Source organism: Bartonella sp. W8167 (assembly GCF_016100335.1).
Classification (GTDB): domain Bacteria; phylum Pseudomonadota; class Alphaproteobacteria; order Rhizobiales; family Rhizobiaceae; genus Bartonella; species Bartonella apis.
In genome coordinates this window covers 1,498,765-1,523,764 of the sequence record NZ_JACFSQ010000001.1, presented here as the reverse complement: position 1 = coordinate 1,523,764, position 25,000 = coordinate 1,498,765, and the positions used below count along the sequence as shown (strand labels likewise).

General features: G+C 44.7%; 24 protein-coding genes. 10 read left to right on the top strand and 14 right to left on the bottom strand.

Going from position 1 to position 25,000, the window contains the following annotated elements; all coding sequences use genetic code 11:
• Window positions 1–491: 491 nt before the first annotated feature.
• The 4 genes from H3V12_RS06405 to H3V12_RS06390 form a co-directional block, all read right to left on the bottom strand.
• Window positions 492–1,322, bottom strand: coding sequence for a MaoC family dehydratase N-terminal domain-containing protein (locus H3V12_RS06405; RefSeq protein ID WP_198213595.1), 831 nt, complete (start codon window positions 1,320–1,322; stop codon window positions 492–494).
• 89 nt (window positions 1,323–1,411) lie between these two features.
• The gene (locus H3V12_RS06400; RefSeq protein WP_198213593.1) at window positions 1,412–2,458 is read right to left on the bottom strand and encodes an ABC transporter substrate-binding protein; all 1,047 of its coding nucleotides are present in this window, start codon (window positions 2,456–2,458) and stop codon (window positions 1,412–1,414) included.
• A gap of 28 nt (window positions 2,459–2,486) precedes the next feature.
• Window positions 2,487–3,278, bottom strand: a complete 792-nt coding sequence (locus H3V12_RS06395; protein ID WP_198213591.1) for an ABC transporter permease — start codon at window positions 3,276–3,278, stop codon at window positions 2,487–2,489.
• Entirely contained in the window at window positions 3,275–4,102 is an 828-nt protein-coding gene (locus H3V12_RS06390) for an ABC transporter ATP-binding protein (RefSeq protein ID WP_198213589.1), read from the bottom strand. The genes H3V12_RS06395 and H3V12_RS06390 overlap by 4 nt, the downstream gene beginning before the upstream one ends.
• Before the next feature lie 356 nt (window positions 4,103–4,458).
• Between H3V12_RS06390 and H3V12_RS06385 the strand changes: the two genes are divergently transcribed.
• From H3V12_RS06385 to H3V12_RS06375, 3 genes are all read left to right on the top strand, one after another.
• Window positions 4,459–5,547: a hypothetical protein gene (locus tag H3V12_RS06385; RefSeq protein WP_198213587.1), complete on the top strand. Its 1,089-nt coding sequence runs from the start codon at window positions 4,459–4,461 to the stop codon at window positions 5,545–5,547.
• A 204-nt stretch (window positions 5,548–5,751) separates the two neighbouring features.
• Window positions 5,752–6,672 (top strand): sulfite exporter TauE/SafE family protein, encoded by a 921-nt coding sequence (locus H3V12_RS06380; RefSeq protein WP_198213585.1) that lies wholly within the window; start codon window positions 5,752–5,754, stop codon window positions 6,670–6,672.
• A gap of 1 nt (window position 6,673) precedes the next feature.
• Window positions 6,674–7,471, top strand: coding sequence for a TIGR02186 family protein (locus tag H3V12_RS06375; RefSeq protein ID WP_198213583.1), 798 nt, complete (start codon window positions 6,674–6,676; stop codon window positions 7,469–7,471).
• A 142-nt stretch (window positions 7,472–7,613) separates the two neighbouring features.
• On the opposite strand, the gene pdeM is transcribed toward H3V12_RS06375, so the two are convergent.
• Together pdeM and H3V12_RS06365 are read right to left on the bottom strand one after the other, a co-directional pair.
• Entirely contained in the window at window positions 7,614–8,306 is a 693-nt protein-coding gene (gene pdeM / locus H3V12_RS06370) for a ligase-associated DNA damage response endonuclease PdeM (RefSeq protein ID WP_198213895.1), read from the bottom strand.
• Between the two features lie 19 nt (window positions 8,307–8,325).
• On the bottom strand, window positions 8,326–10,830 hold the full coding sequence (locus H3V12_RS06365; RefSeq protein ID WP_198213581.1) for a ligase-associated DNA damage response DEXH box helicase: 2,505 nt from the start codon (window positions 10,828–10,830) through the stop codon (window positions 8,326–8,328).
• A 55-nt stretch (window positions 10,831–10,885) separates the two neighbouring features.
• Between H3V12_RS06365 and H3V12_RS06360 the strand changes: the two genes are divergently transcribed.
• Window positions 10,886–11,671 (top strand): glycosyltransferase family 25 protein, encoded by a 786-nt coding sequence (locus H3V12_RS06360; RefSeq protein WP_198213579.1) that lies wholly within the window; start codon window positions 10,886–10,888, stop codon window positions 11,669–11,671.
• A 225-nt stretch (window positions 11,672–11,896) separates the two neighbouring features.
• Here the strand turns inward: H3V12_RS06360 and H3V12_RS06355 are convergent, their stop codons facing one another.
• The 3 genes from H3V12_RS06355 to H3V12_RS11265 form a co-directional block, all read right to left on the bottom strand.
• Complete coding sequence (locus tag H3V12_RS06355) at window positions 11,897–12,352, bottom strand: CAP domain-containing protein (RefSeq protein WP_198213577.1); 456 nt, start codon at window positions 12,350–12,352, stop codon at window positions 11,897–11,899.
• A 306-nt stretch (window positions 12,353–12,658) separates the two neighbouring features.
• The gene (locus H3V12_RS06350; RefSeq protein WP_075870328.1) at window positions 12,659–12,925 is read right to left on the bottom strand and encodes a DUF6460 domain-containing protein; all 267 of its coding nucleotides are present in this window, start codon (window positions 12,923–12,925) and stop codon (window positions 12,659–12,661) included.
• 398 nt (window positions 12,926–13,323) lie between these two features.
• The gene (locus H3V12_RS11265; RefSeq protein ID WP_255520379.1) at window positions 13,324–13,446 is read right to left on the bottom strand and encodes a hypothetical protein; all 123 of its coding nucleotides are present in this window, start codon (window positions 13,444–13,446) and stop codon (window positions 13,324–13,326) included.
• A gap of 148 nt (window positions 13,447–13,594) precedes the next feature.
• Between H3V12_RS11265 and xseA the strand changes: the two genes are divergently transcribed.
• Together xseA and H3V12_RS06340 are read left to right on the top strand one after the other, a co-directional pair.
• On the top strand, window positions 13,595–15,166 hold the full coding sequence (gene xseA, locus H3V12_RS06345; protein WP_198213575.1) for an exodeoxyribonuclease VII large subunit: 1,572 nt from the start codon (window positions 13,595–13,597) through the stop codon (window positions 15,164–15,166).
• A 20-nt stretch (window positions 15,167–15,186) separates the two neighbouring features.
• On the top strand, window positions 15,187–15,759 hold the full coding sequence (locus H3V12_RS06340) for a DNA-3-methyladenine glycosylase I (protein ID WP_198213893.1): 573 nt from the start codon (window positions 15,187–15,189) through the stop codon (window positions 15,757–15,759).
• Between the two features lie 53 nt (window positions 15,760–15,812).
• Here H3V12_RS06340 and H3V12_RS06335 read toward each other — a convergent pair whose 3' ends face one another.
• Entirely contained in the window at window positions 15,813–16,556 is a 744-nt protein-coding gene (locus H3V12_RS06335) for a hypothetical protein (RefSeq protein ID WP_198213573.1), read from the bottom strand.
• 371 nt (window positions 16,557–16,927) lie between these two features.
• On the opposite strand from H3V12_RS06335, the gene hisS reads away from it, so the two are divergent.
• From hisS to hisG, 3 genes are read left to right on the top strand one after another with little or no spacing between them, the layout of a single operon-like run.
• Window positions 16,928–18,418, top strand: coding sequence for a histidine--tRNA ligase (hisS, locus tag H3V12_RS06330; RefSeq protein WP_198213571.1), 1,491 nt, complete (start codon window positions 16,928–16,930; stop codon window positions 18,416–18,418).
• 20 nt (window positions 18,419–18,438) lie between these two features.
• A complete protein-coding gene (locus tag H3V12_RS06325) occupies window positions 18,439–19,557 on the top strand; it encodes an ATP phosphoribosyltransferase regulatory subunit (RefSeq protein ID WP_198213568.1) in 1,119 nt (372 codons plus the stop codon).
• Window positions 19,558–19,578: 21 nt separating this feature from the next.
• Window positions 19,579–20,274, top strand: a complete 696-nt coding sequence (gene hisG / locus H3V12_RS06320; RefSeq protein ID WP_198213566.1) for an ATP phosphoribosyltransferase — start codon at window positions 19,579–19,581, stop codon at window positions 20,272–20,274.
• A gap of 81 nt (window positions 20,275–20,355) precedes the next feature.
• Here the strand turns inward: hisG and H3V12_RS06315 are convergent, their stop codons facing one another.
• Genes H3V12_RS06315 through H3V12_RS06305 form a run of 3 tightly spaced genes read right to left on the bottom strand, consistent with a single transcriptional unit; the run spans window position 20,356 to window position 21,309 of the window.
• Window positions 20,356–20,517, bottom strand: a complete 162-nt coding sequence (locus tag H3V12_RS06315) for a hypothetical protein (protein ID WP_198213564.1) — start codon at window positions 20,515–20,517, stop codon at window positions 20,356–20,358.
• A 5-nt stretch (window positions 20,518–20,522) separates the two neighbouring features.
• The gene (locus H3V12_RS06310) at window positions 20,523–20,720 is read right to left on the bottom strand and encodes a hypothetical protein (RefSeq protein ID WP_075870322.1); all 198 of its coding nucleotides are present in this window, start codon (window positions 20,718–20,720) and stop codon (window positions 20,523–20,525) included.
• Window positions 20,721–20,778: 58 nt separating this feature from the next.
• Entirely contained in the window at window positions 20,779–21,309 is a 531-nt protein-coding gene (locus H3V12_RS06305) for a peroxiredoxin (protein ID WP_198213562.1), read from the bottom strand.
• Window positions 21,310–21,503: 194 nt separating this feature from the next.
• On the opposite strand from H3V12_RS06305, the gene H3V12_RS06300 reads away from it, so the two are divergent.
• Entirely contained in the window at window positions 21,504–23,135 is a 1,632-nt protein-coding gene (locus H3V12_RS06300; protein ID WP_198213560.1) for an alpha-D-glucose phosphate-specific phosphoglucomutase, read from the top strand.
• A 207-nt stretch (window positions 23,136–23,342) separates the two neighbouring features.
• On the opposite strand, the gene fumC is transcribed toward H3V12_RS06300, so the two are convergent.
• Window positions 23,343–24,731 (bottom strand): class II fumarate hydratase, encoded by a 1,389-nt coding sequence (gene fumC, locus H3V12_RS06295; RefSeq protein ID WP_198213558.1) that lies wholly within the window; start codon window positions 24,729–24,731, stop codon window positions 23,343–23,345.
• Window positions 24,732–25,000 lie beyond the last annotated feature (269 nt).

Sequence of the window (25,000 nt, the reverse complement as noted above, 5' to 3'; positions counted from 1 at the left end):
GTCCTTAAACTTTCACGTGGTTTTCCTAACGCTTGTTCTTGTTACTTTTATAACCTTACGGAAAAATCGATTGGTAAAGCGGCTTTGTCATTTGACAAATTTGCCTATCTAATCGGGTGCTCGAATGAGTTTTTGAACCGAAACGAGCTAGATGACATTCAAGCCTCGCCAATGAAATTCCATAGGCTGTTCTTAAAGAACTTAACATAATTGATTGCGCTGTTTAGACAGGAAAAGCCGCATGTTATTATGAATGTTATTCATATATCTGACGGTAAGTCGAGTAACCGAAGACCATGCGATAAACGGATAATCTCGACCCGATAATTTTAAAATTCTTTGCAGCAATGGATATCAGGGGCAAGAAAATGATAAGACTTGTTCAACACCATAAAATAGGTATGAAGTTAAAAAATAGCCTTTAAGAGGCCGGAAAATTGGCAATCTTCAGAGAACCGATCTCTTGAAAGGCGTTATTTTGGAGAAGAATTTTAGTGATCAAGCATGAATTCGATGCTGCTTGATTGTGCAATGCCGTTTTTATTCCCCACCCAAAGTTCGGCTTTGCCAGAGCTTGTTTTTTGACCGGCCGTTATAAATTTATCCGGACAAAAAATAGGCCTTTGGCTGCGGAAGGAAAAGCTTGATAGTCTCGCATCCGGATTGGCATTTTTGAATGCCTGAAGCGCTAAAGTTGCCAATAATTGGCCTTGTACCAGCAAGCCAGGATAGCCTTCTTTATCGGTGACGTAAGGATAATCATAATGGATGCGGTGGGCATTGAAAGTCACTGCCGAATAACGGAATAGAGTGACACTATTGGCTTCATGTGTCTCTGACCATTGACCGTGAGGACAAGGTGTCGATTTTGTATTCACAAATTTTGTCGGTTCGCGATAAACGATATCTTGCTCTTCGAGAAGCGCGGTTTCACTGTTTTGAATATGGTTATGTTCGACCGTCACAAAGAGAAGTTTTCCGGTTCTACCTTGCTTTTCGGTAATCTCACGAATAGTCGATATACGTTTTGCAGTCTCTCCGATAATCAGAGGGTGGAAAAATTTCAGCCTTCCGCCAGCCCACATTCGATTGAGGTTTTCTGCCGGAGGCAAGAATTCTCCTCGTGAGGGGTGCCCGTCTTCGCCTAATGAATGAAAGGAAAGCGTTGGCTGAAAATACATCCAATGCCATAAATGTGGTAAAGGTCCTGTTCTTTCCGGCAGCTTTGTTCCCAGTGTGGCGGCCATGCGAGCCACCAGCACATAATCAAGCACATCCTCGATAGTTTCTGTTTTTCCTACCCAATCGGTAAAATTTGCCAATTTATCTCCTCCGCCAGTTTCCCGATATTTTTATTTAAAAATCAATTCAACAGCAAGCCGGATAATAAATCATATCCGGCTTTAAAATATTAATGACTTTCAAGTGCTTTTTTGACAAAACGATCATCGAAAGTTTGCGACAAATCGATTTTACTTCCGTCTATTGTTTTGTCATAGGAAAGAAGTTTCAATGTTGCTTCCTGACTTCCTCTGGAAATCAAGCCGTCATGTGAATAGGAAGGAAGCGAATTTTTGACCGCTTCCAGATAAACTTCGCGATTATTACCGATATATTCTGGCGGAACAGCATTGGCGACATCATCCGGTGTTGCTGTTTGTAACCATTTCAAGGCTTTGACGAAAGCGTTGGTGATATGTTGGACAGTGTTCGGATAATTGTCGATAAATTCCTTTTTTGTATAAAGAACTCCGGAAGACATTGTGCGTGTGCCAAATATTTTTTCCATATCCGTTTCGGTTCTTGTGTCGACAAGAATGAAAACCGAATTGTCATGCATCAAGGTCGAGATCACAGGGTCAAGATTGACAATGGCATCAATTTCGCCGCGTTTCATAGCTGCTATCGCTGTTGCACCGGCTCCGGTTCCTATCACTGAAACTTCGTCCGGTTTGACGCCATCTTTATCGAGCAAATAATTGAGAAAATTGTTTGTTGAAGAGCCGGGTGCCGTAACGCCGATTTTCATTCCTTTGAGATCACCAGGCTTTTTGACTTTGTCTTTCAGATCAGCGCGGACGGCAAGCACAATTGCCGGATAACGGTCGAGCTCCAGCACGGCACGGACATCCTGACCTTTCGAATGCATACGAATGACCTGATCGTAAGCGCCGGTCGTCACGTCCGCCGACCCTCCCAGAAGTGCTTGAAGCGATTGTGAACCACCTTTCAAGTCCACAACTTTGACATCCAGTCCTTCCTCTTTGAAAAAGCCTTTTTGCGAGGCAATAGCCAAAGGCAAATAATAGAAAAGCGGTGCACCGCCCACACTCAAAGTGATGTCTTTCTTTTCCGGCTCGTCATTGGCAAAAGCGTTTCCCGTGAGCGTGACGGACAAAACGGCGAATATTAGACCCAATCGAAAGATGAATTTTCTGAAATGGGAACTGAATTTCATAAGCTTTCTCCTCAAGATTGCTTTCTTCTCAAGATTGTTTGCCACGCGGGTCTGCCCGCCAGATCAGAAGCCGTTTTTCGATCATACTGACGAGAATATCAATCAGAATAACAAAAATGGTCAGAATTAACATACCGGAAAACACGCCGGTAACGTCAAAAACACCTTCTGCTTGCGAAATGAGATAGCCAAGGCCAGCTGATGCGCCGAGATATTCGCCGACAACAGCACCCACCATAGCAAATCCGACGGATGTATGAAGCGAAGAGAACACCCATGTCATGGCAGAGGGGAGATAAACGTGGCGCAATAATTGCCGCTCGTTCATGCCGATCATGCGGGCATTTGCGAGAATGGTCGGATTGACTTCTCTTACCCCTTGGTAAACGTTGAAAAACACAACGAAAAACACAAGTGTAAAGCCGAGTGCAACTTTGGACCATATGCCAAGCCCGAACCAGAGTGCGAAAATCGGAGCAAGAACGACACGTGGCAAAGCATTTGCGGCTTTGATATAGGGGTCGAAAACCGCAGCCAAAATTTTCTTTTGCGCAAACCAGAAGCCCAACAGAATGCCGCCACCTGCACCGATAGCGAAAGCGAGAATTGTTTCAAGCAACGTAATCCATAAATGGTACCAGACTTTACCGCTCTGGAAATCAAGACCAATGCGTTTAAAAATATCAATCGGTGTTGAAAAGAAGAACGGCGGCAGAATCGGTTTTTCGTTAAAAAGCGGGACAGTCGTTCCTATTTCCCACAGAAAGAAGAAGATAATAGCAACTGAAAGCTGTAACAGAAAAATCTTCAGGCGCTTCATGATTTATCTCCTTGTTCATAGGCTTTGAGCACCTCTTCTTTAAGATCGTTCCATAATGTCCGGTGGATCTCGGCAAATTCGGTTGTGAGCCGGATTTCCTGCAAATTGCGCGGGCGCGGCAAATTGATGAGATAATCACCTTTGACATGTGAAGCCGGCCCTGCCGAAATAATAATAACGCGATCGGCAAGTGTAATTGCTTCTTCCAGATCATGTGTCACAAACATAACGGCCTTGCGGTCTCTCGACCATAATTTCAAAAGGAGATCGCCCATCAGAACCCGTGTTTGTGCGTCAAGTGGTCCGAACGGCTCATCCATTAAAATAAGCTTGGGATTAAGGATTAGAACTTGTGCAAGCCCGATGCGCTTTCTTTGCCCGCCCGATAATTGGTGCGGATAGCGATTGCCGAATGATTGGAGGCCGACACGGGCAAGCCATTCCCGCGACTGGTTTAATGCATCCTGTCTTTTGACACCACGGATTTCCAAACCGATTGCAATATTGTCTACGGCCGTTTTCCAGGGCATCAATGAATCAGACTGGAAAAGGTAACCGGCTTCGTGATTGATGCCTGAAAGAGGATGACCGAATATCTCGCATGTGCCACGGGCAGGCGGCAAAAGACCCGCTGCCACATTGAGCAAAGTCGATTTTCCGCAACCTGTCGGACCGACAATTGCTAGAAATTGTCCTGCCGGTACTTCAAGATCAGCTTTTTTTACAGCTGTAAAATTGTTAAAAATCACGCTTACATTATCGAGTTTGACCGCTGGCGGCAGAGCTCCATAGCCGGATCTATCTTGTTTTATTGCTTCAGGCATTCTTATATTCCATAATTTCATTGTGATGCGGCAGATTGCATTTCAATCGATTTTTCGTTCGCCACATCGTCTATCAGGATAAAAGAAAAATTACAAAAAACATATCTTTTTAGTATTAAATAACGATTGTTTTATCATAGTTTGAAATAATGTTGCGGAAAATTTCCAAAGCAATCAAAGCCGTGAGAAATTTTTGTGATGGAAGAGCGAAGGTTTTGATCGGGTAGTGCCATTGTTTTTATAGTTAAGGCTAAATTTACCAAACTTGGGCTATGACTAACAAGGGCTTGACCACTATTAGCGCTCTCAAGCCTGTAATGCTCCCGTTTATCGAGTTTTGAGTAAAAGGCCGTGCAATGAATATGAACCGTTTATCGCTTATTCCGAATGAAGCGGATGACAAGAATTTTGCGCGATTTCAGCCACAAAAAAATGAGCAGCAGCAACTTACTCTGTCGGATATTGCCGCACGGTTGCGGTCGGTTCATGAACAAATGAAAACAAAAGCACCGACAAGAGAAACAGAAAATGTTATGCCTTTCCCGCAAAACAAAGATGACGGTGTAAAAGCTTATCTTGATGATATAGCACGCGCTTTGCTTAAAGAGTATGAGGCAAGAAAGACTGCACAGAACGAACTAGTTCATCATTTCCAGCGGCTTGAGCAACTTCTCGTCGAAAATAGACAGGGAATGAAAACAACAGCGGCTAGCGATAGGCAAATATTGATGAAAGAGGTTGCCGAAGAAGTGCAATCGCGGTTGAAGCGGGAACTTTCCGAGCAGACAAAAAGTTTGGCGGCTGAAGGCCAGAAAGCCAATCAGGAAATCTCGCGCCAATTGCGCGAAGCAGTAGCAGCGTCACGGTTTTCGGTGCAACTTGTTTCCCTCCAACGGCAAATTACAAATCTTCAGGCAACTCTTGATGCCCATGATAAATCACTCACAAAAGGTTCATCCGAAGACAGCGTAAAAGTTGAAAAAGAAAATTTTGCCTCCCTCTTGAACTCGACGCAAATCCCCACGCCGACGATTGGACAAAACCATAAAGATGCGCAAAAAGTTTTCGACAAGTCTGTTATTCGCATATTGGCTGAAAAAAAAACGCCGGAGTTGACCGGAGAAATAAATAACGCAACGACAGACACTGATAAAATCGGACTTGAAGATAAAGCTCGAATTCAAATACCAGAAACGGGTAACACCAAGTCAAAAAGTTGCATGCAAAAATTTGACGCCGAAACAAGTGGGCACCTGATTTGTTGTGCACGTGCGGTCAACAAAGGAATTAAAACAAACTTATTCGGAAAGCTGCAAAATAGGGATAAAGCCGGAAGAACTTTGACACGGGTGAGTGCACTTTTTTTGATGGCTGTTTTGGCCTACGGTTTAAGCGGTCATTTTAATATATCAGACCATGCGTCCGTCTTCTCTTTCCTTCGTTGAGTGGAGATCATGACAGCTTTCCGGCGTAAATTGTCAGGTATTTCATGTATTTATTTTGCTTGTGAGGGTAGCAATCCGTGTTTGACTTATGTGATATAGTACTTGCGAACCTGTTGCCACCTTGCCGGTAGACTGTGTGAAAGATAAAAATTGATAACAGTATCGGTAAGAAACAATCGATGCAGTTTCCTTTAGGTGAGAGATGTGAGTATTTATTTACCGATAGCAGAAATGTCGCTCAATATGCTGATCCTTATCGGCATGGGTGGGGTTGTCGGTTTTCTTTCCGGAATGTTTGGCGTTGGCGGCGGGTTTTTGATTACGCCGCTTCTGATTTTTTATAACGTACCACCTGCTATTGCCGTCGGTACAGGCGCAAATCAGGTTATTGCATCATCTGTCACCGGCGCGCTTACGCATTTCAAACGCGGAACACTCGATATCAAGCTTGGCATTCTTCTTGTCATCGGCGGTATATTGGGGTCTTGTCTCGGTGTCGGGCTATTCAGTTATTTACGCAAGCTTGGTCAGCTCGATCTCATCATTTCTTTACTTTACGTCATCCTTCTAGGCGGTGTTGGAAGCCTTATGGCCATTGAAAGCTGGCGGGCTATTGTCAATGCAAGACGGGGCAAAGCTGTTGTTATTCACCGCCCGGGACACCACAGTCTGGCACAACGCTTACCATTGAAAATGCGGTTTCGTGCGTCAAAAATCTATGTGAGCATTATTCCGGTTCTTGGAATCGGACTTGTTATCGGTTTGCTTTCTTCTGTTATGGGGGTAGGCGGCGGTTTTATTATGGTTCCCGCACTCATTTACATGTTACGCGTGCCTACCAATGTTGTTGTCGGTACATCTCTTTTCCAGATTACTTTTGTTACCGCCTTCACAACTGTTCTACAGAGTATAACAAACCAGTCGGTTGATATTGTGCTTGCATTTTTGCTGATGGTTGGCGGCGTTATTGGCGCAACCTATGGAACGCGGATAGGCCGTAAGCTCAAAGCCGAACAATTGCGCATGTTGCTTGCTATTCTGGTTTTACTGGTTTGTGCCCGTCTTGCTTTTGAACTTTTTGTTCGTCCTGACGATCTGTTTTCTCTCACCTTCATTGGCGGTTAAAATGAAAACAGTTTATGCCGCACTTCTGTTTTGTCTTACACTTTTGCTAGCACCCGGCCTTGCCAAGGCTGATGCGCCCGTTGAAAATGCAGGACCTAAAGAAAATATCCAGATTATCGTGACGACCAATGCCATTACACTTGATACCAATTTTGCCGGTCGTAACGTCTATATTGCCGGTGTCCTCGAAAATGCCGATCCTCAACTAAGACGCCAAGGGCGCTATGACATTATTGTGGTCATGGAAGGACCTGTAAGACCAATGATAATGCGCGAGAAAAAGCGCAAGCTCGGCGTATGGGTAAACGCGGATGCATTGGCATTCACCGCGGTTCCACAATCCTATGCGATGGCAACCACCCGCGAAATCAGGGATATCACCAGCCCGATCAATTATAAAAGATTGGGGTTGGGGCTTGAATATTTGCCACTTCGTGCAGAGTCGGATGATGAAGAAAAAGCAAAGCTATTTCGTCAGGAGCTTATCAAGCTCAAGCTTCATCAACATCTTTATAGCGAGAATATCGGGGCAGTCACGTTCGGCTCGGCTTCGCTTTTTTCAGCAAATTTCAAATTGCCTGCCAATATCCCTGTCGGTCATCATACAATTCACGCTTATCTTTTTCGCGATGGAGAGTTTGTCGAGACAGTCACCACAGAGCTCGAGATTGTGAAAGCACACACCGCTTATGCAATCTACCGTTTTGCGCAGGATAACCCCGTTTATTACGGCTTCGTCGCGGTCTTCGTAGCAATTTTCACCGGCATTCTCGGGCGGCTGATTTTCCGTAAAGATTGATTGTTCAATCAAGATCGTGTCGCTATTTTTTTGACTGAGGCAGTGTGACACTGACACTCCATTTAAGACCGGGTTTAACGACTATTTCATAACGGGAAAAGTGATAGTTTCAAGGCTAACAATCGTAATACATAGGAAGAAATTACTGCGAAAAGAAAGATTTTTTTTGAATAGGGTAAATAGTGTTCTTGCCTAAGAGACAAGCAATCAACGCCGATTTATCAAAAATGTCGCGAAAAGCCTTGTTTGTCAGATCCAAACCACCGGCATAGGCACCGAATGCCGGCAAAATCATCCGCCTTCCGTCGCTTGCAAAACAAAATCGTCTAACCGACATGCCCCGGCGGGAAATGCGAAGAGCGGGATGTAGGTGACCGGCAATTTCCCCTGTCTGTGCTCCTGCAAGTGGTTCGTGACGGAATAACAACGAGCCTATCCGGATTTCATGTGTCCATTGACCGGCAAATTCTGTTTTTTCATTATCGTGATTTCCGGCAATCCAGATCATCTCGCGATGAGTAATGATGTCTTCAAGCAATTTCCGGTTTTTTTCAGAAAGTTGTGCGGATGCCTGATTGTCATGGAAACTGTCACCCAAGGCGATAATTGTTTGTGGTTGGTATTTTTCGACCACATTTTTCAAACGCTTAAGTGTGCGTTCACTGTCATAGGGAGGCAATAATTGGCCGTGGCGGGCAAAACATGATGATTTTTCAAGGTGAAGATCGGCAACAATCAGCAGTTTTTCGGCGTGCCAGTAGGCTGCGCCACTACAATCACAAGTCATGCGTGCGCCATTGACCTTAACTGTAAAACGATCAAGTCCGATTGTCATATCCACCAAAAAGCCTGTTTCAGTTTTCAAGAACTGTATGGATCAAGTCTTCTGCCGCTTCCATCAATATATTGTCTTCTGCACTTCCCGGAATCATTTCTTTTCCTATTTCAAGCATGACCGGAAGCGCAAGCGGCGACATTTTTTTAATCGGCCGATGAATAATATGATTTTTTATTCGTTTCAACATATCACCCAGCCTCTTGACGTCTAAAAGTCCACGAGCCGCTTCCTGCCTTGTTGCCTGAAGCAGAATATGATGTGGTTCATGTGTTCTCAAAACGTCAAAAATAAGGTCGGTGGAGACAGTCACTTGCCTTCCAGTCTTTTCTTGCCCCGGATGACGCCGGTTAATCAAACCGGCAATCATTGCGCAATTACGGAAAGACCGTTTGAGCAGATAGCTTTCATCAAGCCATGCCTCCAGATCATCGCCCAACATGTCTTCGGAAAAGAGGTCTTTCAACGATAAACTTCCGGCTTTTATTGCCTCGCCAATGTCGTCAAGTGTCCAAAGACCGATCGAATAATCGGTGGCAACAAAACCGACAGGCTTCAAACCGGCCCGTTCGAGCCTGCGTGTCAACAACATTCCAAGTGTTTGATGGGCAAGGCGCCCCTCGAATGGATAGGCAACCAGAAAAGACCGGTTTTTTTCATTGAATGTTTCGATCAATAATTGATTGGTATCAGGCAGAATGGACGAGATTTTTTGTTGGCTCAACCACTTTTGCACCTGCTCGGGCAAAACATGCCATTCTTTCGGATTTGCGAGCATTTTGCGCAACCTGTCAGCAAGATATGTCGAAAGCGGAAAACGCCCACCCATATAGCTTGGAACACGGGCTTCAAGTTTTTTCGACAAGCTCACATAACATTCGTTTTCACGAATACCTTCAAAACAAAGAACATGACCGGCAAAAATGAATGTATCACCTTTTGTCAAGCTTTCGAGAAAACTTTCCTCAATGCGTCCCAACATTCGGCCACCGCGCATTGCATTAATATTGCCGGCTTTGACAAGCCTTACATTGAGTTCGGCAGCTTCGATAATGGTTCCCATATTGAGCCGGTATTGCTGGGCAATTCTGGGGTTGGAAACGCGCCAGCGGCCATCTTTCGTGCGTCTTATTTTTGCATATTGTTCGTAAGCTTTAAGGGCATATCCACCGGTTGCAACGAAGTTTAATGTTTCATCAAATATTTTTCTTTTGAGTGTCGAATAAGGTTCTGCAGTTTTGACTTCCTGATAAAGCTCGTCGACATTGAAAGGTCCTGCACACGCCATACCAAGAATATGTTGGGCAAGAACGTCGATAGCGCCTTCACTTAATGGCGGGCTATCCTGTGCGCCGATATAGTTTGCGTCAAGTGCAGCCTGACATTCGAGAACTTCAAAGCAGTTTGCAGGCACAAGCACTGCTTTACTCGGTTCATCCATGCGGTGGTTGGCGCGGCCGATGCGCTGGGCAAGTCTGCTTGCACCTTTGGGTGCACCGACATGGATGACCAGATCAATGTCTCCCCAATCTATGCCAAGATCAAGTGTCGAAGTGGCAACAACGGCGCGAAGCTTGTTCAGGGACATTGCTTCTTCCACCTTGCGGCGTTGACCGACATCAAGTGAACCATGGTGAAGCGCAATAGGCAAACTGTCTTCATTCATGCGCCATAATTCCTGAAATAGCATTTCGGCTTGCGAACGCGTATTAACAAAAATCAATGTCGTATGCGCCGCTTTGATGAGTTCAAGAATGTCTTTGATCGCATAACGGGCAGAGTGTCCCGCCCAAGGAATATGTTCCTCAGTTTGTAAAATTCTGATTTCAGGTTTTGCACCGCCTTCGACGGTAACAAGACCTGCCATTGCCGATTTTTGTTTCTGGCTTACAAGCCAACGCCGCAAAGAATCGGGATCGGAAACAGTGGCCGAAAGGCCGATTGTTTTTAATTCCGGGCGTAATGTTCTTAAATGGGCAAGTGCAAGAGAAAGTAATTGTCCCCGCTTCGATGTGACAAGCGAATGAAGTTCATCAAAAATGACGGTATCAAGACAACCAAAGAATTTTTCTGCTTCATGCGAGGATAGAAGCAGTGACACTTGCTCGGGCGTTGTCAACAATATATCAGGTGGAATATATTTCTGTCTTTGTCTTTTATGTTGGGGCGTATCACCGGTTCTGGTTTCAATTGCAATATCAAGTCCCATTTCCTGAACGGGCGTTTTCAAATTGCGTTCGATATCTTGAGCCAAGGCTTTAAGCGGCGAAATATAAAGTGTATGAAGCTGGTGGTGATGTTTGGCACTTGAGAGAGCGACCATAGAAGGTAAAAAACCCGCAAGAGTTTTACCAGCACCCGTCGGGGCAATAAGCAAAGTTGATTGTCCACTTTCCGAGCGTTTTAAAAGTTCGGCCTGATGAGGGCGCAAATTCCACCCTTTTTTCTGAAACCAGTTGTTGAATTGGTCAGGTAACAGAGAAAGTTCATCTTGCTGAACCGAATTGCGTTGATCGTTGTTCATAAAATCTATTTAATATGTGCGACTATATTCGCCAAGTTACCGGTTAAGAATCATTATGAAGCTATATGTGATCAATCTTGATCGTTCACCAGACCGATTAGACCGCCTTGAAAAAATATTCAGGAAGTTGAACCTTGGTTTAACGCGTGTTGCTGCAATAGACGGACTTCATCTTGATGAAAAGTTCATTGCCGATGTTAGACGACACCAGCTATGGCCCGACCCGCTTACACGTGGGGAAATCGCCTGTTTCCTAAGTCATAGAGCGGCGCTCGAAAAAGTGGCGGCGGGAGATGATGATTTTGCTGCGATTTTTGAAGATGATGTTACTTTGTCGCAAGAAGCCACCGACTTTTTGAATAATGACGATTGGATTCCGGCAAGTGCAGATATTGTGAAGATTGAAACCCATGGCAAAAAGGCTTGGCTCGGAGAGAAAAGGGACTTGAAAAACGGCTTTAGCGTTGCGCGGCTCAAAAGCCGTCATATTATGGCTGCCGGTTATATCGTTTCAAAAACCGCAGCAAAAAAACTTTGCGCAATGATGCAAAATATAACATTTCCTTTTGACCATTTTTTATTCAATCCGAAATGTCATGTATTCGAACACTTTGAAATGTGGCAACTTGATCCGGCAATTGTCCGGCAGGCAGGCTTGGAAAGCACTCTTTCTGTCGACCGTACACAAATAGACAAAGCCAATAAACAAGGCCGGCGCGCATCAAAAACTTTAAGGCGCGAGCTGAAGCGGTTTTTTTCACGCGCAAAAACCGGCCTTTGGGGCATCTACATCAATTTGTTTACGCGTGAAAAATGGAAACGTGTAAAATATAGGCCTTGAGATTTTTCCCCAATTTGCGCGTAATGATAAGGACAGTCGAATTTAAAAAAGCACGCATTTTAAAAAAGTTAAGCGTTTGAAATCAGGGCAGACTTTAACGCATATACAACAAGTTTTTACTCCCCCGATCAGGAAATCCCTCAAACAAAAAGATCCACAGAAAACGACAGAGTTTTCTCCGATCAATCTATTTTAAATGAAGATTTTTCCGTAAAATTCCGGCCTTTAACGTTTGAATTCCATTGCCCAATAAACATAGTTGGGGCGTTTAGGTGAAGTCGCCTTGGCCAGTCCATAATAATGGAAGCTCGGGTAAAGCATATTGCTTCTGTGACCGGGTGAATTCATCCATACATTATAGGCAGCTGAAACGGTGGAACGCCCTGCACACAGGTTTTCACCCGCAGCGCCATGAATGCCGAATTTGCGCAAACGTGTGACAAAATCATTACCGGAACTGATTGTGTGGGCGACTCGCTGGGCATCAGCCATAAGATTTGCCTGATCCTGAGCCATTTTTTCAAGCTGGCTGTCAGGTGCGAGAGGGCCACGATTGTTTTGAGCCCGCAATGCATTGATGAGGCTTGTCGGGTCTTCATTATCGGCAAAAGCCGGAATTATACCGGCTGTACCAACAATAAAAGCACCGGAAAGGACAAAAAAATTTCTACGTGTCAGCACGATATCACCCAACAATTCAACAGTCTCAAAAAACAACGGGTCTTTTAAAATTCGTGACTATCAAAAACAATACTAGCCACCACACCACTCGCATTAATGCACCGAAAATTATAAACTGGCTGGAGTTCCTATCAGGCTTTTATGGAATTTCTTGGGCAATCTATCAATTTTTCAGGCTTTTATATCTTTAGTATTGCCGAAATGCGATTTCACGCCTTGCTGAAAGACATAATTTCATAATCAAATCAATGATATACTATCATACAACCGCAAGCCAGTTGTTAAATGTATTGAGAGCCGAAGCCATTAACGTATCAAGCTCAGGATACGCATAATGATAAATATCGGGATCACAATTGCAGCGCCCACAACCACCACATTGAAGAGTTTTTCGAACGCTTCAAAACCCATTGACCATAACGAGGTGAAGAAATGGCTGATCTTCCACACGACATCCATCGGTGTCCAGCCCAGAAGTGTCATGACAATGCCGACCAGAATCGAAAAAACGAGTAGCTTTATGACAACGCGTCCTGGTGTATCCCCAAGAAATGAATTGACCGGCTTCGACATTGACTATCCTTCAATAATGATAAAATGGAACCCTAGATAGGTTTCAATGGTTTAAAGTTCAATCCTCGTCATTTTGGTTTCAAGACTATAGCAGCCCCCCCGACATTGGCAACTTGTCTAATGCATTTTACAGTCTAATGCATTTTACATAAGTGCGGCTTTGTATACAAAGTCCGATTATCGAAAGCTAACGATCTATGGTCGTTATAAAACCAGAGTAAACCAGCCTTGGACGCCTCAAGGCAGTGGAACCGGCATAAAAGAGTAGCAAAACGCGAAAAGCCGCGGGCGATAGTGATTTTTCACCCTTTTGCCAATTTACCTATTTGTCCAACAGGCAAGCCTATCTATTTGCGTGATAGGCAAGATAAATTTGTTGTCACAGCTTTTGATAATGCCTAGCTTTTTTGGGTTTGTTTTTCTTTTTTTACTTGCTTTTCAAGTTTTCCACCTTTCAAAGGTGGTGTTACTTCCTTTGCAACGTCACTTGCACGCTCATGATTTACAGGTAATTTTCCCATTTTTTACTCCCGAAGTTCATTCAAGTTAAACGAACAACGCAAATAATTGTTCCCGTTTATCGCATGGTGGAGGTTTTTTAAAATTGCTTGAATCTAGCCGAATTTGTGCCTAGTGGATTAACCGGAAAAATTGATATAATGTGCGCATATGAGTGACTTTTTTGCTGAAAATAGTGCTGCAACCAATGCTGTCGAATATACGGTTTCCGAGATATCCGGTGCCTTGAAACGCACGGTCGAGGACCGTTTCGGCCATGTTCGTGTGCGCGGTGAAATTTCCGGATATAGAGGACCGCATGCATCGGGTCACGCCTATTTTGCGCTAAAAGACGATAAAGCGCGCCTTGAAGCGGTTATCTGGCGCGGCGTTATGGGTAAACTCAAATTCCTTCCCGAAGAAGGAATGGAAGTCATTGCGACAGGTAAACTCACAACCTATCCCGGTTCATCGAAATACCAGATTGTGATTGATAATCTGGAGCCGGCGGGCGTGGGTGCCTTGATGGCACTTCTGGAAGCAAGAAAAAAGAAACTTGCTGCCGAAGGGTTGTTTGATGCTGCCACCAAACAATTATTGCCCTTTATGCCCAAGGTTATTGGCGTTGTAACATCGCCGACAGGTGCCGTCATTCGCGATATTATCCATCGCATTTCCGACCGCTTTCCCCTTCATATCATCGTTTGGCCGGTGCGTGTTCAGGGTGAAACTTGTGGGTCCGAGGTTGCAGCTGCAGTTTCAGGCTTTAATACTTTGAAAGCCGGCGGCCCAATCCCGAAGCCTGATCTTATCATTGTTGCGCGCGGCGGCGGCAGTCTTGAAGACTTGTGGGGCTTTAATGATGAAATAGTTGTACGGGCTGTTGCCTCTTCACTTATTCCGGTTATCTCGGCTGTCGGCCACGAGACCGACTGGACATTGGTGGATTATGCAGCCGATGTGCGTGCACCGACGCCAACCGGTGCTGCCGAAATGGCGGTTCCCGTCAAAGCAGAATTGGAGGCAAGTGTTGCTTCTCTTTATGCCAGATTGTTGGGTGGAATTTCTCGCCAATTCGATTTTCGCAAGCAAAAACTTTATAGCGCAGTGCGGGCACTTCCCTCTGTAGACCAATTACTCGCATTACCACGTCGGCGTTTTGACGAAGCCGCAAGCAGGTTGGAACGGTCTCTCTCGGTCAATACAGAAAAGAAAAGACAGGTTTTCAATCTGTTGGCGCGCGGGCTTTCGCCGCATCTGGTTATCAATCTTGTCAATCAGAATCGCCAAAAGACAAACCATTTGGCCTTGCGACTGGAACAGGCATTTATTGCATTAACGATAAGCAAAAGACAAAAACTCTTGTCGGTGACAAGGAGTTTCACCCCGCGACTTGCCGAAACCATTATGGATAAGGCCAAAGAAGCCGGTTTGTTTTATTTTATGCGGCTTCAGAATGCTTTTGTGCTCATCGTTGAAAAACAACGCCAGAAAGTTGATATGGCGGCGCGGCTGTTAAACTCGGTTTCTTACGAAAAGACACTCGAACGCGGTTTTGCACTGGTCCTTGATGCAGAAGGAAAGCTTGTCAAAAATGCTCGTGAAGTTCCTGAAAACGGGTTTTTGAAAATCAGATTTTCTGATGACACGATTGACGCAACCGCAATCGGAAAAGCTCATCAACCGGCAAAAAAACAAAAACGCCATCCGGCTGACGATGACAATCAGGGAGATCTCTTTTGAAAGCTCTGGCAGAAGGGCTAATGCTTGGTGCTGACGGTAAAATCCGTTGTGCATGGGCCGGTAAAGATGCTCTTTATTTAGCCTATCACGATCATGAATGGGGCAAACCTGTTTATGACGACAATCATTTATTCGAGAAAATTTGTCTGGAAGGATTTCAGGCCGGTTTGTCATGGCTGACAATATTGAGAAAACGGGAAAATTTTCGCAATTCATTCGATGGGTTTGATTTTAACAAAATTGCTTTTTATGACGAAGAAAAAATAGATGAACTATTGAAAAATCCCGGTATCGTCCGTCATATCGGAAAAATCCGTTCGGTTGTAAACAATGCCAAGAGCGCTCGTAAACTTGTTGAAGAAAAGGGAAGCCTTGCCGATTATTTCTGGTCTTTTCAGCCGCCCGAATCCGAACGGTTCGAACATGTCGACTATGCAACGCTTAAATTAAATCCGATAACGCCGGCATCAATCCGCCTTTCAAAAGATTTGAAAAAACGTGGATGGACTTTTGTCGGCCCGACGACTTGCTACGCGTTTATGCAATCCATCGGCATTGTCAACGACCATATCGAAGGTTGTTTTTGTCGCTAAAGGCCGCGTGTCTCGGCTTTTTGGAAATAACAGATTTTCTTGTTGAAGCGGACTTATTTTTTCCCCGAATTTTCCTGCGGGGCTGAAATCAAACTTTTTTCGGCTTCAAAATGCGTGAATTTTATTTTTTTGGCAAGATCTGCAAAATGGTTATTCAAATAATCCTGAAAACGGGCAGATGTCACGCTTCCTTCTGCTGTTCCAGTATTGGAGCCGAACAGAAAACTGTGACTGGATTGATGTCTTATGTCGAGAATACCGGCATCAACAAGTTCGTTTTTGTCGATATGGATAAAATTTGCACCGGCCACAGGTAACTTCTCACGGGAAAATAAATCGCTGAAAAAGGTATCGTGCCCGTTTTCGCCCATCGAGACACGAGCATTTGCGTCAATATTACATTCAAGGCCCGTCAATATATAATCGCCCGGAGCAATTGGAGAAAATGCTGTCGCAATTGTTTTATTGGTGAGCTTTTCCGTGATTGTTTCAAAGGTTACTTTACCGAGGAACCATTTATCCGATTTGCCAAGAATCCATTTGGTTTGCGAAATCGCTTTGTCGGGTAAACCGGCAATTGTATAATTATCTCTACCGGAATAAACATTTGTATAATTTTTCTGGTCAAGCCTGTCTCCAACGATTTGCCGCAAGCGTATTGTTGTGCTTTGGCAAAACCGGCCCTCATAAACGACTCTGACAGCAATGGCCGCACCTTTTAGGGAAATCGTATTCTGGAAGACATTAACAGCTTCATCGCTATTAATGTCATTTTTCTTTGAGTTCGTGCAGCTCACGGAAAAAATGCATACAAAAACAAGCAATAAAATACGGTAATTCAACATTTTTGTTCAGCCATGAAGCAACCCTTTAATCAAAGTCAATTGATAGCAACCAACTTGGATAAAAGAAATAATCAACTTCTATTAAAGAGGGCAATTGCCAAAACAATATGTGGACAAGTTGTTTCGCATTGTTGCCATGGTAAAATCCGGCCGGCTGATGTTAATTATTGCAACGGTATTGAAGATTTCTAGAAAGAGATTTTCGAATTCATGCATCAAAATAAACTTTCCCGAGCATAGAACGCATGGCTTGCCGCTTTGTGTCGGATGAGTTACAAACCAGCAATCCTTCAATTCAATAATAGTTTAGCGGCAGGAATAAAATGGCAGATAGACAGGTAAGAACGATAGCGCGCGTTCCTCGTGGTTTTGTTGATCGCACAAGTGCGGAACTCCATGCCGCGGAAAAAATGATGTCGGTCATTCGCAATGTCTACGAGCTTTACGGGTTCGAGGCCGTTGAAACGCCGATTTTTGAATATACGGATGCGCTGGGAAAATTCCTGCCGGATCAGGATCGTCCGAATGCCGGTGTGTTTTCAATTCAGGATGATGACGAGCAATGGATGTCATTGCGATATGATCTGACAGCGCCGCTTGCACGTTATTTTGCTGAAAATTTCGAAAGTTTGCCAAAGCCCTATCGCAGTTATCGTGTCGGCTGGGTATTCCGTAACGAAAAACCGGGGCCGGGGCGTTTCCGGCAATTTATGCAGTTTGATGCCGATACAGTGGGAACACCGACTGTTGCTGCCGATGCCGAAATTTGCATGATGGCAGCTGATACGATGGAACGGCTTGGCATTGATCGTGGTGATTACGTCGTTCGGGTGAACAATCGTAAAATTCTTGACGGTGTGCTGGAACTTGTAGGCCTTCAAGGTGACGATAATGCAGGAAAAAGGCTCACTGTTCTTCGTGCTATCGACAAACTTGACAAGTTCGGTCCTGAAGGTGTGAAACTTCTTCTCGGCAAAGGTCGGCTGGATGATAGTGGAGATTTTACCAAAGGAGCCGAGCTTTCCGACGAGGCAATTGCCAAAGTTCTTTCCTTTATCAATGCCGGTGCTGAAAATGGCCAAGCCACCCTTGATAATCTCTCCAAGGTGGTTGCTGGAAGTAACCGTGGCAAAGAAGGCGTTGACGAGCTTCAGGATATGTTGGCACTTTTTACGGCCGCCGGTTATGAAAAACGGATAAAAATTGACCCATCTGTTGTTCGCGGGCTTGAATATTATACGGGACCGGTTTTCGAGGTCGAATTGTTATTCGATGTTGTCAATGAAGACGGTCAAAAAGTTGTCTTCGGTTCGGTCGGTGGCGGCGGGCGTTATGACGGGTTGGTATCGCGTTTTCGCAGCGAACCGGTACCGGCTACCGGTTTTTCAATCGGTGTTTCGAGATTGATGACAGCCTTGAAAAACCTTGGCAAACTTGACCTTGATGAAAAAACAGGACCGGTTGTCGTTTTGGTGATGGATAAAGACCGGACCTCACTTGAACGCTATCAGAATATGGTTTCACAACTTCGTAATGCCGGTATTCGTTCCGAACTTTATGTTGGTGGTTCGGGCATGAAAGCGCAAATGAAATATGCCGATCGCCGCCATGCCCCATGCGTTATTATTCAAGGTTCGCAAGAGCGGGCAGAAAATCAGGTGCAGATCAAGGACCTTGTTGAAGGTGCAAGATTGTCGGCTGAAATTGAAGATAATAAAACGTGGCGTGAAAGCCGTCCGGCACAGATTACTGTAGACGAAAACAAAATGGTTGACGCGGTTAAAGAAATTCTCGCCGCGCAAGAACAAAATTAATAGTGTCGAGCGGGAAAAACATGACCGGATCCGAGTTAAAAGCCAACGCCATCAAAGATTTTTTTGGCGATAACCATTTGCAAACCGTTTCAATTCCGATTTTACAACCGGCCGAGCCTTTTCTCGACATGGCGGGAGAGGATTTACGCCGTCGTATTTTTATGACCGAAAATGAAAATGGCGACAGTTTGTGTTTACGGCCGGAATTTACAATTCCCGTTTGTATCAAGCACATTAAAACAGGTGCAACAACACCACGCCGCTACGCCTATATTGGTGAAGTTTTCAGGCAAAGCCGCTCGGGAGAAAACGGTTTTTATCAGGCAGGCATTGAAGATTTAGGGGATGTTGACGAAGCCGCGGCTGATGCACGTTCACTAGGAGAAGCCTTGGCGTTGTTGGAACGTGTTTCGAAGAGTTCCGGTTACGCGGTTCATTTGGGCGACCAAAGTGTGTTTGCTTCTGTTCTTCAAGAACTTGGTATTGTCCCGACATGGCAAAAAAGGCTGCTGCGCAGTTTTGGTAACGCCAAGCAATTGCGTGATCTTTTACATATTCTTGCTGAACCGAAAAGCGAACAGAGTTTGCCTGACAATCTGATGAAATTGGTTGAGGCGCAAGATGAAGCAGCATTGACGAATTATATTGAGGAAGAGATGCTTGATGCGGGGATTTCACCATCTGCCGGCCGCAGTCCGACAGAAATTGCAAGGCGGCTTTTGGAAAAACAGCTTTTATCTTCTGTAAGGCTTACCAAACCGGTCCTCGAAGCTTTGGAAGAGTTTTTGGCAATTCGCTTGCCCCTTGATGACGCCGAAGATGCACTTTTCGATTTCGGGAAAAAATATGAATTGGTGAGCGACCAGTTTCTAATGCCGCTCAAGGCGCGAAATCTGGCTTTTGAGACTCAAGGGATCAAGCTTGAGGATGTTGAATATGATGCAGCTTTCGGTCGCCCGCTCGATTACTATACCGGTTTTGTTTTTGAAATTCGCAAAGATGATAATGTTATTATCGGTGGCGGACGTTATAACCGTCTGATGACAATGCTCGGGGCTGATAGACCGATACCGGCTGTCGGTTTTTCGGTTTGGCTTGACAGACTTTCGAATGGCGACGAAAGCACAGTCGGGATTTAAAAAGGGGCAAGGGAAATAATCATGACAGTTACACTCGCACTTCCCTCGAAAGGCCGTCTTAAAGATAAGACATTGGACACCTTGAAAGCTGCCGGTTACGAGATCGTTCTTGCCGACAATGACCGTAACTATCGGGCGGCCGTTGCCAATGACAAGAATATCGATATTCTTTTTCTATCTGCTTCCGAAATTGCCCGTGAACTGGGTTATGGCAATGTTGATCTCGGTGTAACAGGGCAGGATTTAATCCACGAAACGCTTGCCCATCCCGAGACAAAAGTGAAAGTTGAAGTTCCGCTCGGTTTCGGTTTTGCCGATGTGGTGGTTGCTGTTCCGGCTGTTTGGCATGATGTCGTGACAATGGCCGATCTTGACGACGTTGCAGCCGAATTCCGTCAGCGTCATGGACGTAGAATTCGTATTGCAACAAAATTCTGGCGTCTGACGCAACAATTCTTTTCACAAAAGCATGGAATACAAGTCTATCGTATTGTTGAAAGTCTAGGTGCAACCGAAGGAGCTCCTGCGGCCGGTTCGGCCGATATGATTGTCGATATCACCTCTACCGGCGAAACGTTAAGGGCAAACAAGCTAAAAATATTGGATGATGGAGTAATTTTAAAATCACAAGCGTCACTTGTTTCAGCGTTGAGAAGCCGCGAAAAAAGCGGAGTTCAAGAAATTATAGAAAAATTGGGTAAAGTAGCAAAAAAATAAAAGCCGAGATACAAATTGAAACTGAATGGCTTTGATATATTTGAAACGGAATGTTTCCGTTATACTTAGGCCATGTCGCATTTAGGCCAAGCTGTTAAGCGCCTCAATTCCTGTTATATCAAAAAATACAAATGTCACGGCGACAAGCAGCATCACAAGGATGATTGCTACAATCAACAGACCAAGGAAGCGCGATTTTATGCGTCGTTTTTCAACTGAAGCGGGATCGGATCGATCAGACATCGAACTCAATCATCATTGCTGGAATTTAAACGATCAGGGCTTGTAGCCGCTCCCGGTTCTCTTCCCAAATATCCCAGTTCCTGAAGTGATTTCTTTAAAAAAAGCTCGACAGCTTCAGCCTCGCTTTTGATCTTATGATTGTCGTGCAGAAAGTTTTGCAATGCAGTCAATGTTTGCGCGTCAAGATTGAATGAAATACCCATATTGACCTCTTGAATATAAAAGGCCCCTGCGAAACATACGCAGGAGCCTTGATTGATATTATTTCTCGCCCTTAAGGACTTTCAAAATGTTCTGAGGTGAAGATTCACCATAAGGATCAGTCTCGCAGTTATCCGAGAAACCTTTTTCCTCAAACCATTTTTCAACAACGCCATCATTGACGACAGCAGCATAACGCCATGAACGCATGCCGAAACCCAAGTTGGATTTGTTGACGAGCATACCCATTTTACGGGTGAATTCGCCATTGCCATCAGGAATAAGCTTGATGTGCTGCAATTTGTTGTGTCTGCCCCAGGCATTCATAACGAAGGCATCATTGACAGCAAGGCAATAGACTTCTTCAATGCCAAGCTTCTTGAATTCCGGATAAAGTTTTTCAAAATCCGGCAACTGATAAGTCGAGCATGTTGGGGTAAATGCGCCCGGCAAGGAGAACAATACTACGCGCTTGCCCTTGAAATATTCGTCTGTGTTGACATCTTGCCAACGGAACGGGTTTGAACCCCCAATAGATTCATCACGTACACGCGTATGAAATGTTACATTTGGAACTTTTTGTCCGATCATTAATTTGCTCCTGTATTTTTATATCCTTCGGCCTGTCCGATAAGGCAGGCAGTGTGAGCCGGAATTCACATAAGAAAGGTAAGAGATCGGTCGTTAACTTGCAAGCTCGCCCCCGAAAGATTGATAATTTTACACTCGATATTTTTGGTTAATCGCTTTAAATTGATCACAGTAAAGAACATATGGTGATGAATATGGCGATTTTGACAATTTCTACGACTGCCTTCGATGACCAAAATCCTGGAACTTCCGGATTGCGGAAGAAGGTAAAAGTTTTCCAAAAGCCGAATTACGTCGAAAATTTCATCCAATCTATTTTCAATAGCGTTGGTGATGTTTCCGGGAAACTGTTTATTCTTGGAGGCGACGGGCGTTTTTTTAATAAAGAAGTTATCCAGAAAATTTTAAAGATGGCTGCGGCCAATAAAATTGGCCATATCAAAGTTGGTCTGAACGGTATTTTGTCAACACCGGCGGCTTCCCATCTTATCCGCAAATACAAAGCATTTGGTGGCATCATTCTGTCGGCAAGTCATAATCCGGGTGGCCCATCCGGTGACTTCGGTATCAAATACAATATTTCCAATGGCGGTCCCGCACCTGAAAAAGTAACAAAAGCTATTTTCGAATCTTCAAAAAAAATTACTTCGTATAAAATAGAAGATTGTGGCGATATCGACATTGCGAAATTGGGAAAAACGCAAGTCGGTTCAATGGTTGTCGAAGTCATTGACCCGGTTGTCGATTATGCAAATCTGATGGAAGAACTATTCGATTTCGATCTTATTCGCAAAGCAATTGCCGGTGGTTTAACATTCCGCTTTGATGCATTGAATGCTGTGACCGGTCCATACGCTCATGAAATTTTCGAGAAACGTCTCGGCATGAAAAAAGGCACAGTTGTCAATGGTACACCGCTTCCCGATTTCGGCGGGCGCCATCCCGACCCCAATCTCGTTCATGCCCATGATCTTTATGAATTGATGATGTCTGAAGACGGGCCTGATCTTGGTGCTGCGTCCGATGGTGATGGCGACCGCAACATGATTGTCGGCTGGAAACGGTTTGTCACACCATCCGATTCCCTTGCTATTCTCGCTGCCAACGCAAAGCTCGTTAAGGGCTATCGCAATGGTATTGCCGGCATCGCGCGCTCTATGCCGACGAGTGCCGCAGCCGATTATGTGGCCAAAAAACTAGGTCTCAATATTTATGAAACACCAACAGGCTGGAAATTTTTCGGCAATTTGCTGGATGCCGGAAAGGTAACATTTTGCGGTGAGGAAAGCTTTGGCACGGGTTCCAATCACGTGCGTGAAAAAGACGGTTTGTGGGCAATATTGTTCTGGCTCAATCTGCTTGCCGCAACCGGTAAAAGTGTAAGTGAAATTGTCGAGCAACATTGGCAACAATTCGGGCGTTCCTATTATACACGTCATGATTACGAGGAAGTCGACCAGACCGCGGCCAAGGCTCTTATGGAAGATTTGCGCTCACGTCTTGGAAAACTTGCCGGAACCGACGTTGCAGGGCTAACGATTGCCAAGGCAGATGATTTTTCATATCATGATCCGATTGATGGCTCGGTCAGCGAGCATCAAGGAATCCGTATTTTCTTTGAAGGCGGCGGACGTATCGTCTATCGTTTGTCAGGGACCGGAACATCGGGCGCAACGGTTCGCGTTTATATGGAACATTATGTTGCCGATCCGCTAAAGCAGGATGACAACACACAAGAAGCACTTGCTGCCTTGATTGTTGCCGCTGACGAACTTGTGGATTTGAAGAAAAAACTCGGCCGTGATGCACCGAGTGTTATTACTTGAGAATAAAAGGCGAGGGGTGAGGCAGGAATGTTCCTTTGATGCAAAGGATAGACCATTGCCTTTTCAGGTATCGCTTACCGCTCGCCCTTAAGCCTTTTTTAAAACGGAAAATCAAATATAACAAAAAGCCCTGTAAAATTTTACAGGGCTTTTTGAATTGAAGAAGTGACAATCAAACCGGAACGATAAACGTTTGTTTGATTTTTTTCATTTCGGATGGATCATATTTTCCGGCTTGACCAGACGATTATAATCTTCCTCGGAAACACCGGCCTTTAAAGCTTCTTCGCGCAGTGTTGTGCCGTTTTTATGGGCGGTTTTGGCAATTTTTGCAGCTTTATCATAACCGATTGCAGGTGCAAGTGCAGTTACCAGCATCAAGGATTTCTCAAGGAGATCATGAATGCGTGCTTCATTGGCTTTGATGCCTTTGACGCAATTATCTGCGAAAGAAACCATGCATTCCGACAAAATCTTGATCGATTGCAAAACATTGAATGCGATAACCGGTTTGTAGACATTGAGCTCGAAATGTCCCTGACTTGCAGCAACAGTAATCGTGGTTTCATTGCCAAAAACCTGACAAGCAACCATAGTCATCGCTTCGCACTGGGTCGGGTTGACTTTACCAGGCATAATCGAAGAGCCGGGCTCGTTTTCCGGCAAGCTCAATTCACCAAGTCCACAGCGCGGGCCGGAGCCCAAAAGGCGAATATCATTGGCAATTTTGAAAAGATCGGTCGCCAAAGCGTTGAGACTGCCGTGGAAATTGGTAATTGCGCCGTGGCTTGCCAGAGCTTCGAATTTGTTATCGGCGGTTTCGAATGCAACGCCTGTAATGTCGGTCACTGCTTCGACGAAATCCTTGTCGAAACCGATCGGAGCATTCAAACCGGTACCAACAGCCGTACCACCTTGAGCAAGTTTGAGAACATCTTGGAGTGCCGCTTCGATGCGTTTTCTATTATGTTCGAGCGCTGCACGGTAACCGGAAAATTCCTGTCCCAGCGTGATCGGGGTGGCATCCTGTGTGTGGGTACGACCGATTTTGATAATTTTTGAAAATTCTTTTTCCTTGTCCTTCAACGCAATCGTAAGATGGTCAATTGCCGGGAAAAGTTTATTGATAGTCTCTAAAGCTGACGAGATATGAATGGCTGTCGGAAATGAGTCGTTTGATGATTGGCTCATATTAACGTGGTCATTGGGGTGAACAGGCTTTTTTGATCCCATTTCTCCCCCAAGCATCTCGATAGCACGGTTTGCAATGACTTCGTTGACGTTCATATTGGTTTGCGTGCCCGAACCGGTCTGCCAGACGACAAGTGGAAAATTGTCGTCGAGTTTTCCGTCAATGACTTCATCTGCAGCAGCAATAATTGCTTTTCCCAACTCCGGCGAAAGCTTTTTGGCTTTCATATTGGCCATGGCTGCGGCTTTTTTGATAAGTCCCAAGGCATGAATAAGCGGCAATGGCTGCTTTTCGCCGCCAATTTTGAAATTGTGCAAAGAGCGTTCTGTTTGTGCCCCCCAATAGTGGTCTGCGGGAACCTCGATCGGACCGAATGTATCCGTTTCTGTACGGGTTTGTACCATGATAAAACTCCTCTGTGGTTGAGGAGACGATAGACCAAGAAAAGCAATGAGAAAAGGCCTTAAACAGGATCGAAACTATTTCTTGAACCTGTTTTTATACATATTTTGGTGAGAAAAAGTCGCCCGCAAAACCGAATAATAAAACAATAAGACTGAAGCGAAAAAATGAGCGGCATATTATTACATATTTCTGATGAAACAGCCCAAAACTGGCTGAAGAAATAATACGCTACCAATTAAAAGTGGCTTAAAAATTTTAAAAGACAACA

Bases quoted from the DNA above. Each gene is read 5' to 3' on its own strand.
- H3V12_RS06400 (WP_198213593.1), bottom strand. From the start codon at position 2,458: ATGAAATTCAGTTCCCATTTCAGAAAATTCATCTTTCGATTGGGTCTA.
- H3V12_RS06395 (WP_198213591.1), bottom strand. From the start codon at position 3,278: ATGAAGCGCCTGAAGATTTTTCTGTTACAGCTTTCAGTTGCTATTATC.
- H3V12_RS06390 (WP_198213589.1), bottom strand. From the start codon at position 4,102: ATGCCTGAAGCAATAAAACAAGATAGATCCGGCTATGGAGCTCTGCCG.
- H3V12_RS06385 (WP_198213587.1), top strand. From the start codon at position 4,459: ATGAATATGAACCGTTTATCGCTTATTCCGAATGAAGCGGATGACAAG.
- H3V12_RS06375 (WP_198213583.1), top strand. From the start codon at position 6,674: ATGAAAACAGTTTATGCCGCACTTCTGTTTTGTCTTACACTTTTGCTA.
- pdeM (WP_198213895.1), bottom strand. From the start codon at position 8,306: ATGACAATCGGACTTGATCGTTTTACAGTTAAGGTCAATGGCGCACGC.
- H3V12_RS06365 (WP_198213581.1), bottom strand. From the start codon at position 10,830: ATGAACAACGATCAACGCAATTCGGTTCAGCAAGATGAACTTTCTCTG.
- H3V12_RS06360 (WP_198213579.1), top strand. From the start codon at position 10,886: ATGAAGCTATATGTGATCAATCTTGATCGTTCACCAGACCGATTAGAC.
- H3V12_RS06350 (WP_075870328.1), bottom strand. From the start codon at position 12,925: ATGTCGAAGCCGGTCAATTCATTTCTTGGGGATACACCAGGACGCGTT.
- H3V12_RS11265 (WP_255520379.1), bottom strand. From the start codon at position 13,446: ATGGGAAAATTACCTGTAAATCATGAGCGTGCAAGTGACGTTGCAAAG.
- xseA (WP_198213575.1), top strand. From the start codon at position 13,595: ATGAGTGACTTTTTTGCTGAAAATAGTGCTGCAACCAATGCTGTCGAA.
- H3V12_RS06340 (WP_198213893.1), top strand. From the start codon at position 15,187: ATGCTTGGTGCTGACGGTAAAATCCGTTGTGCATGGGCCGGTAAAGAT.
- hisS (WP_198213571.1), top strand. From the start codon at position 16,928: ATGGCAGATAGACAGGTAAGAACGATAGCGCGCGTTCCTCGTGGTTTT.
- H3V12_RS06325 (WP_198213568.1), top strand. From the start codon at position 18,439: ATGACCGGATCCGAGTTAAAAGCCAACGCCATCAAAGATTTTTTTGGC.
- hisG (WP_198213566.1), top strand. From the start codon at position 19,579: ATGACAGTTACACTCGCACTTCCCTCGAAAGGCCGTCTTAAAGATAAG.
- H3V12_RS06315 (WP_198213564.1), bottom strand. From the start codon at position 20,517: ATGTCTGATCGATCCGATCCCGCTTCAGTTGAAAAACGACGCATAAAA.
- H3V12_RS06310 (WP_075870322.1), bottom strand. From the start codon at position 20,720: ATGGGTATTTCATTCAATCTTGACGCGCAAACATTGACTGCATTGCAA.
- H3V12_RS06305 (WP_198213562.1), bottom strand. From the start codon at position 21,309: ATGATCGGACAAAAAGTTCCAAATGTAACATTTCATACGCGTGTACGT.
- H3V12_RS06300 (WP_198213560.1), top strand. From the start codon at position 21,504: ATGGCGATTTTGACAATTTCTACGACTGCCTTCGATGACCAAAATCCT.
- fumC (WP_198213558.1), bottom strand. From the start codon at position 24,731: ATGGTACAAACCCGTACAGAAACGGATACATTCGGTCCGATCGAGGTT.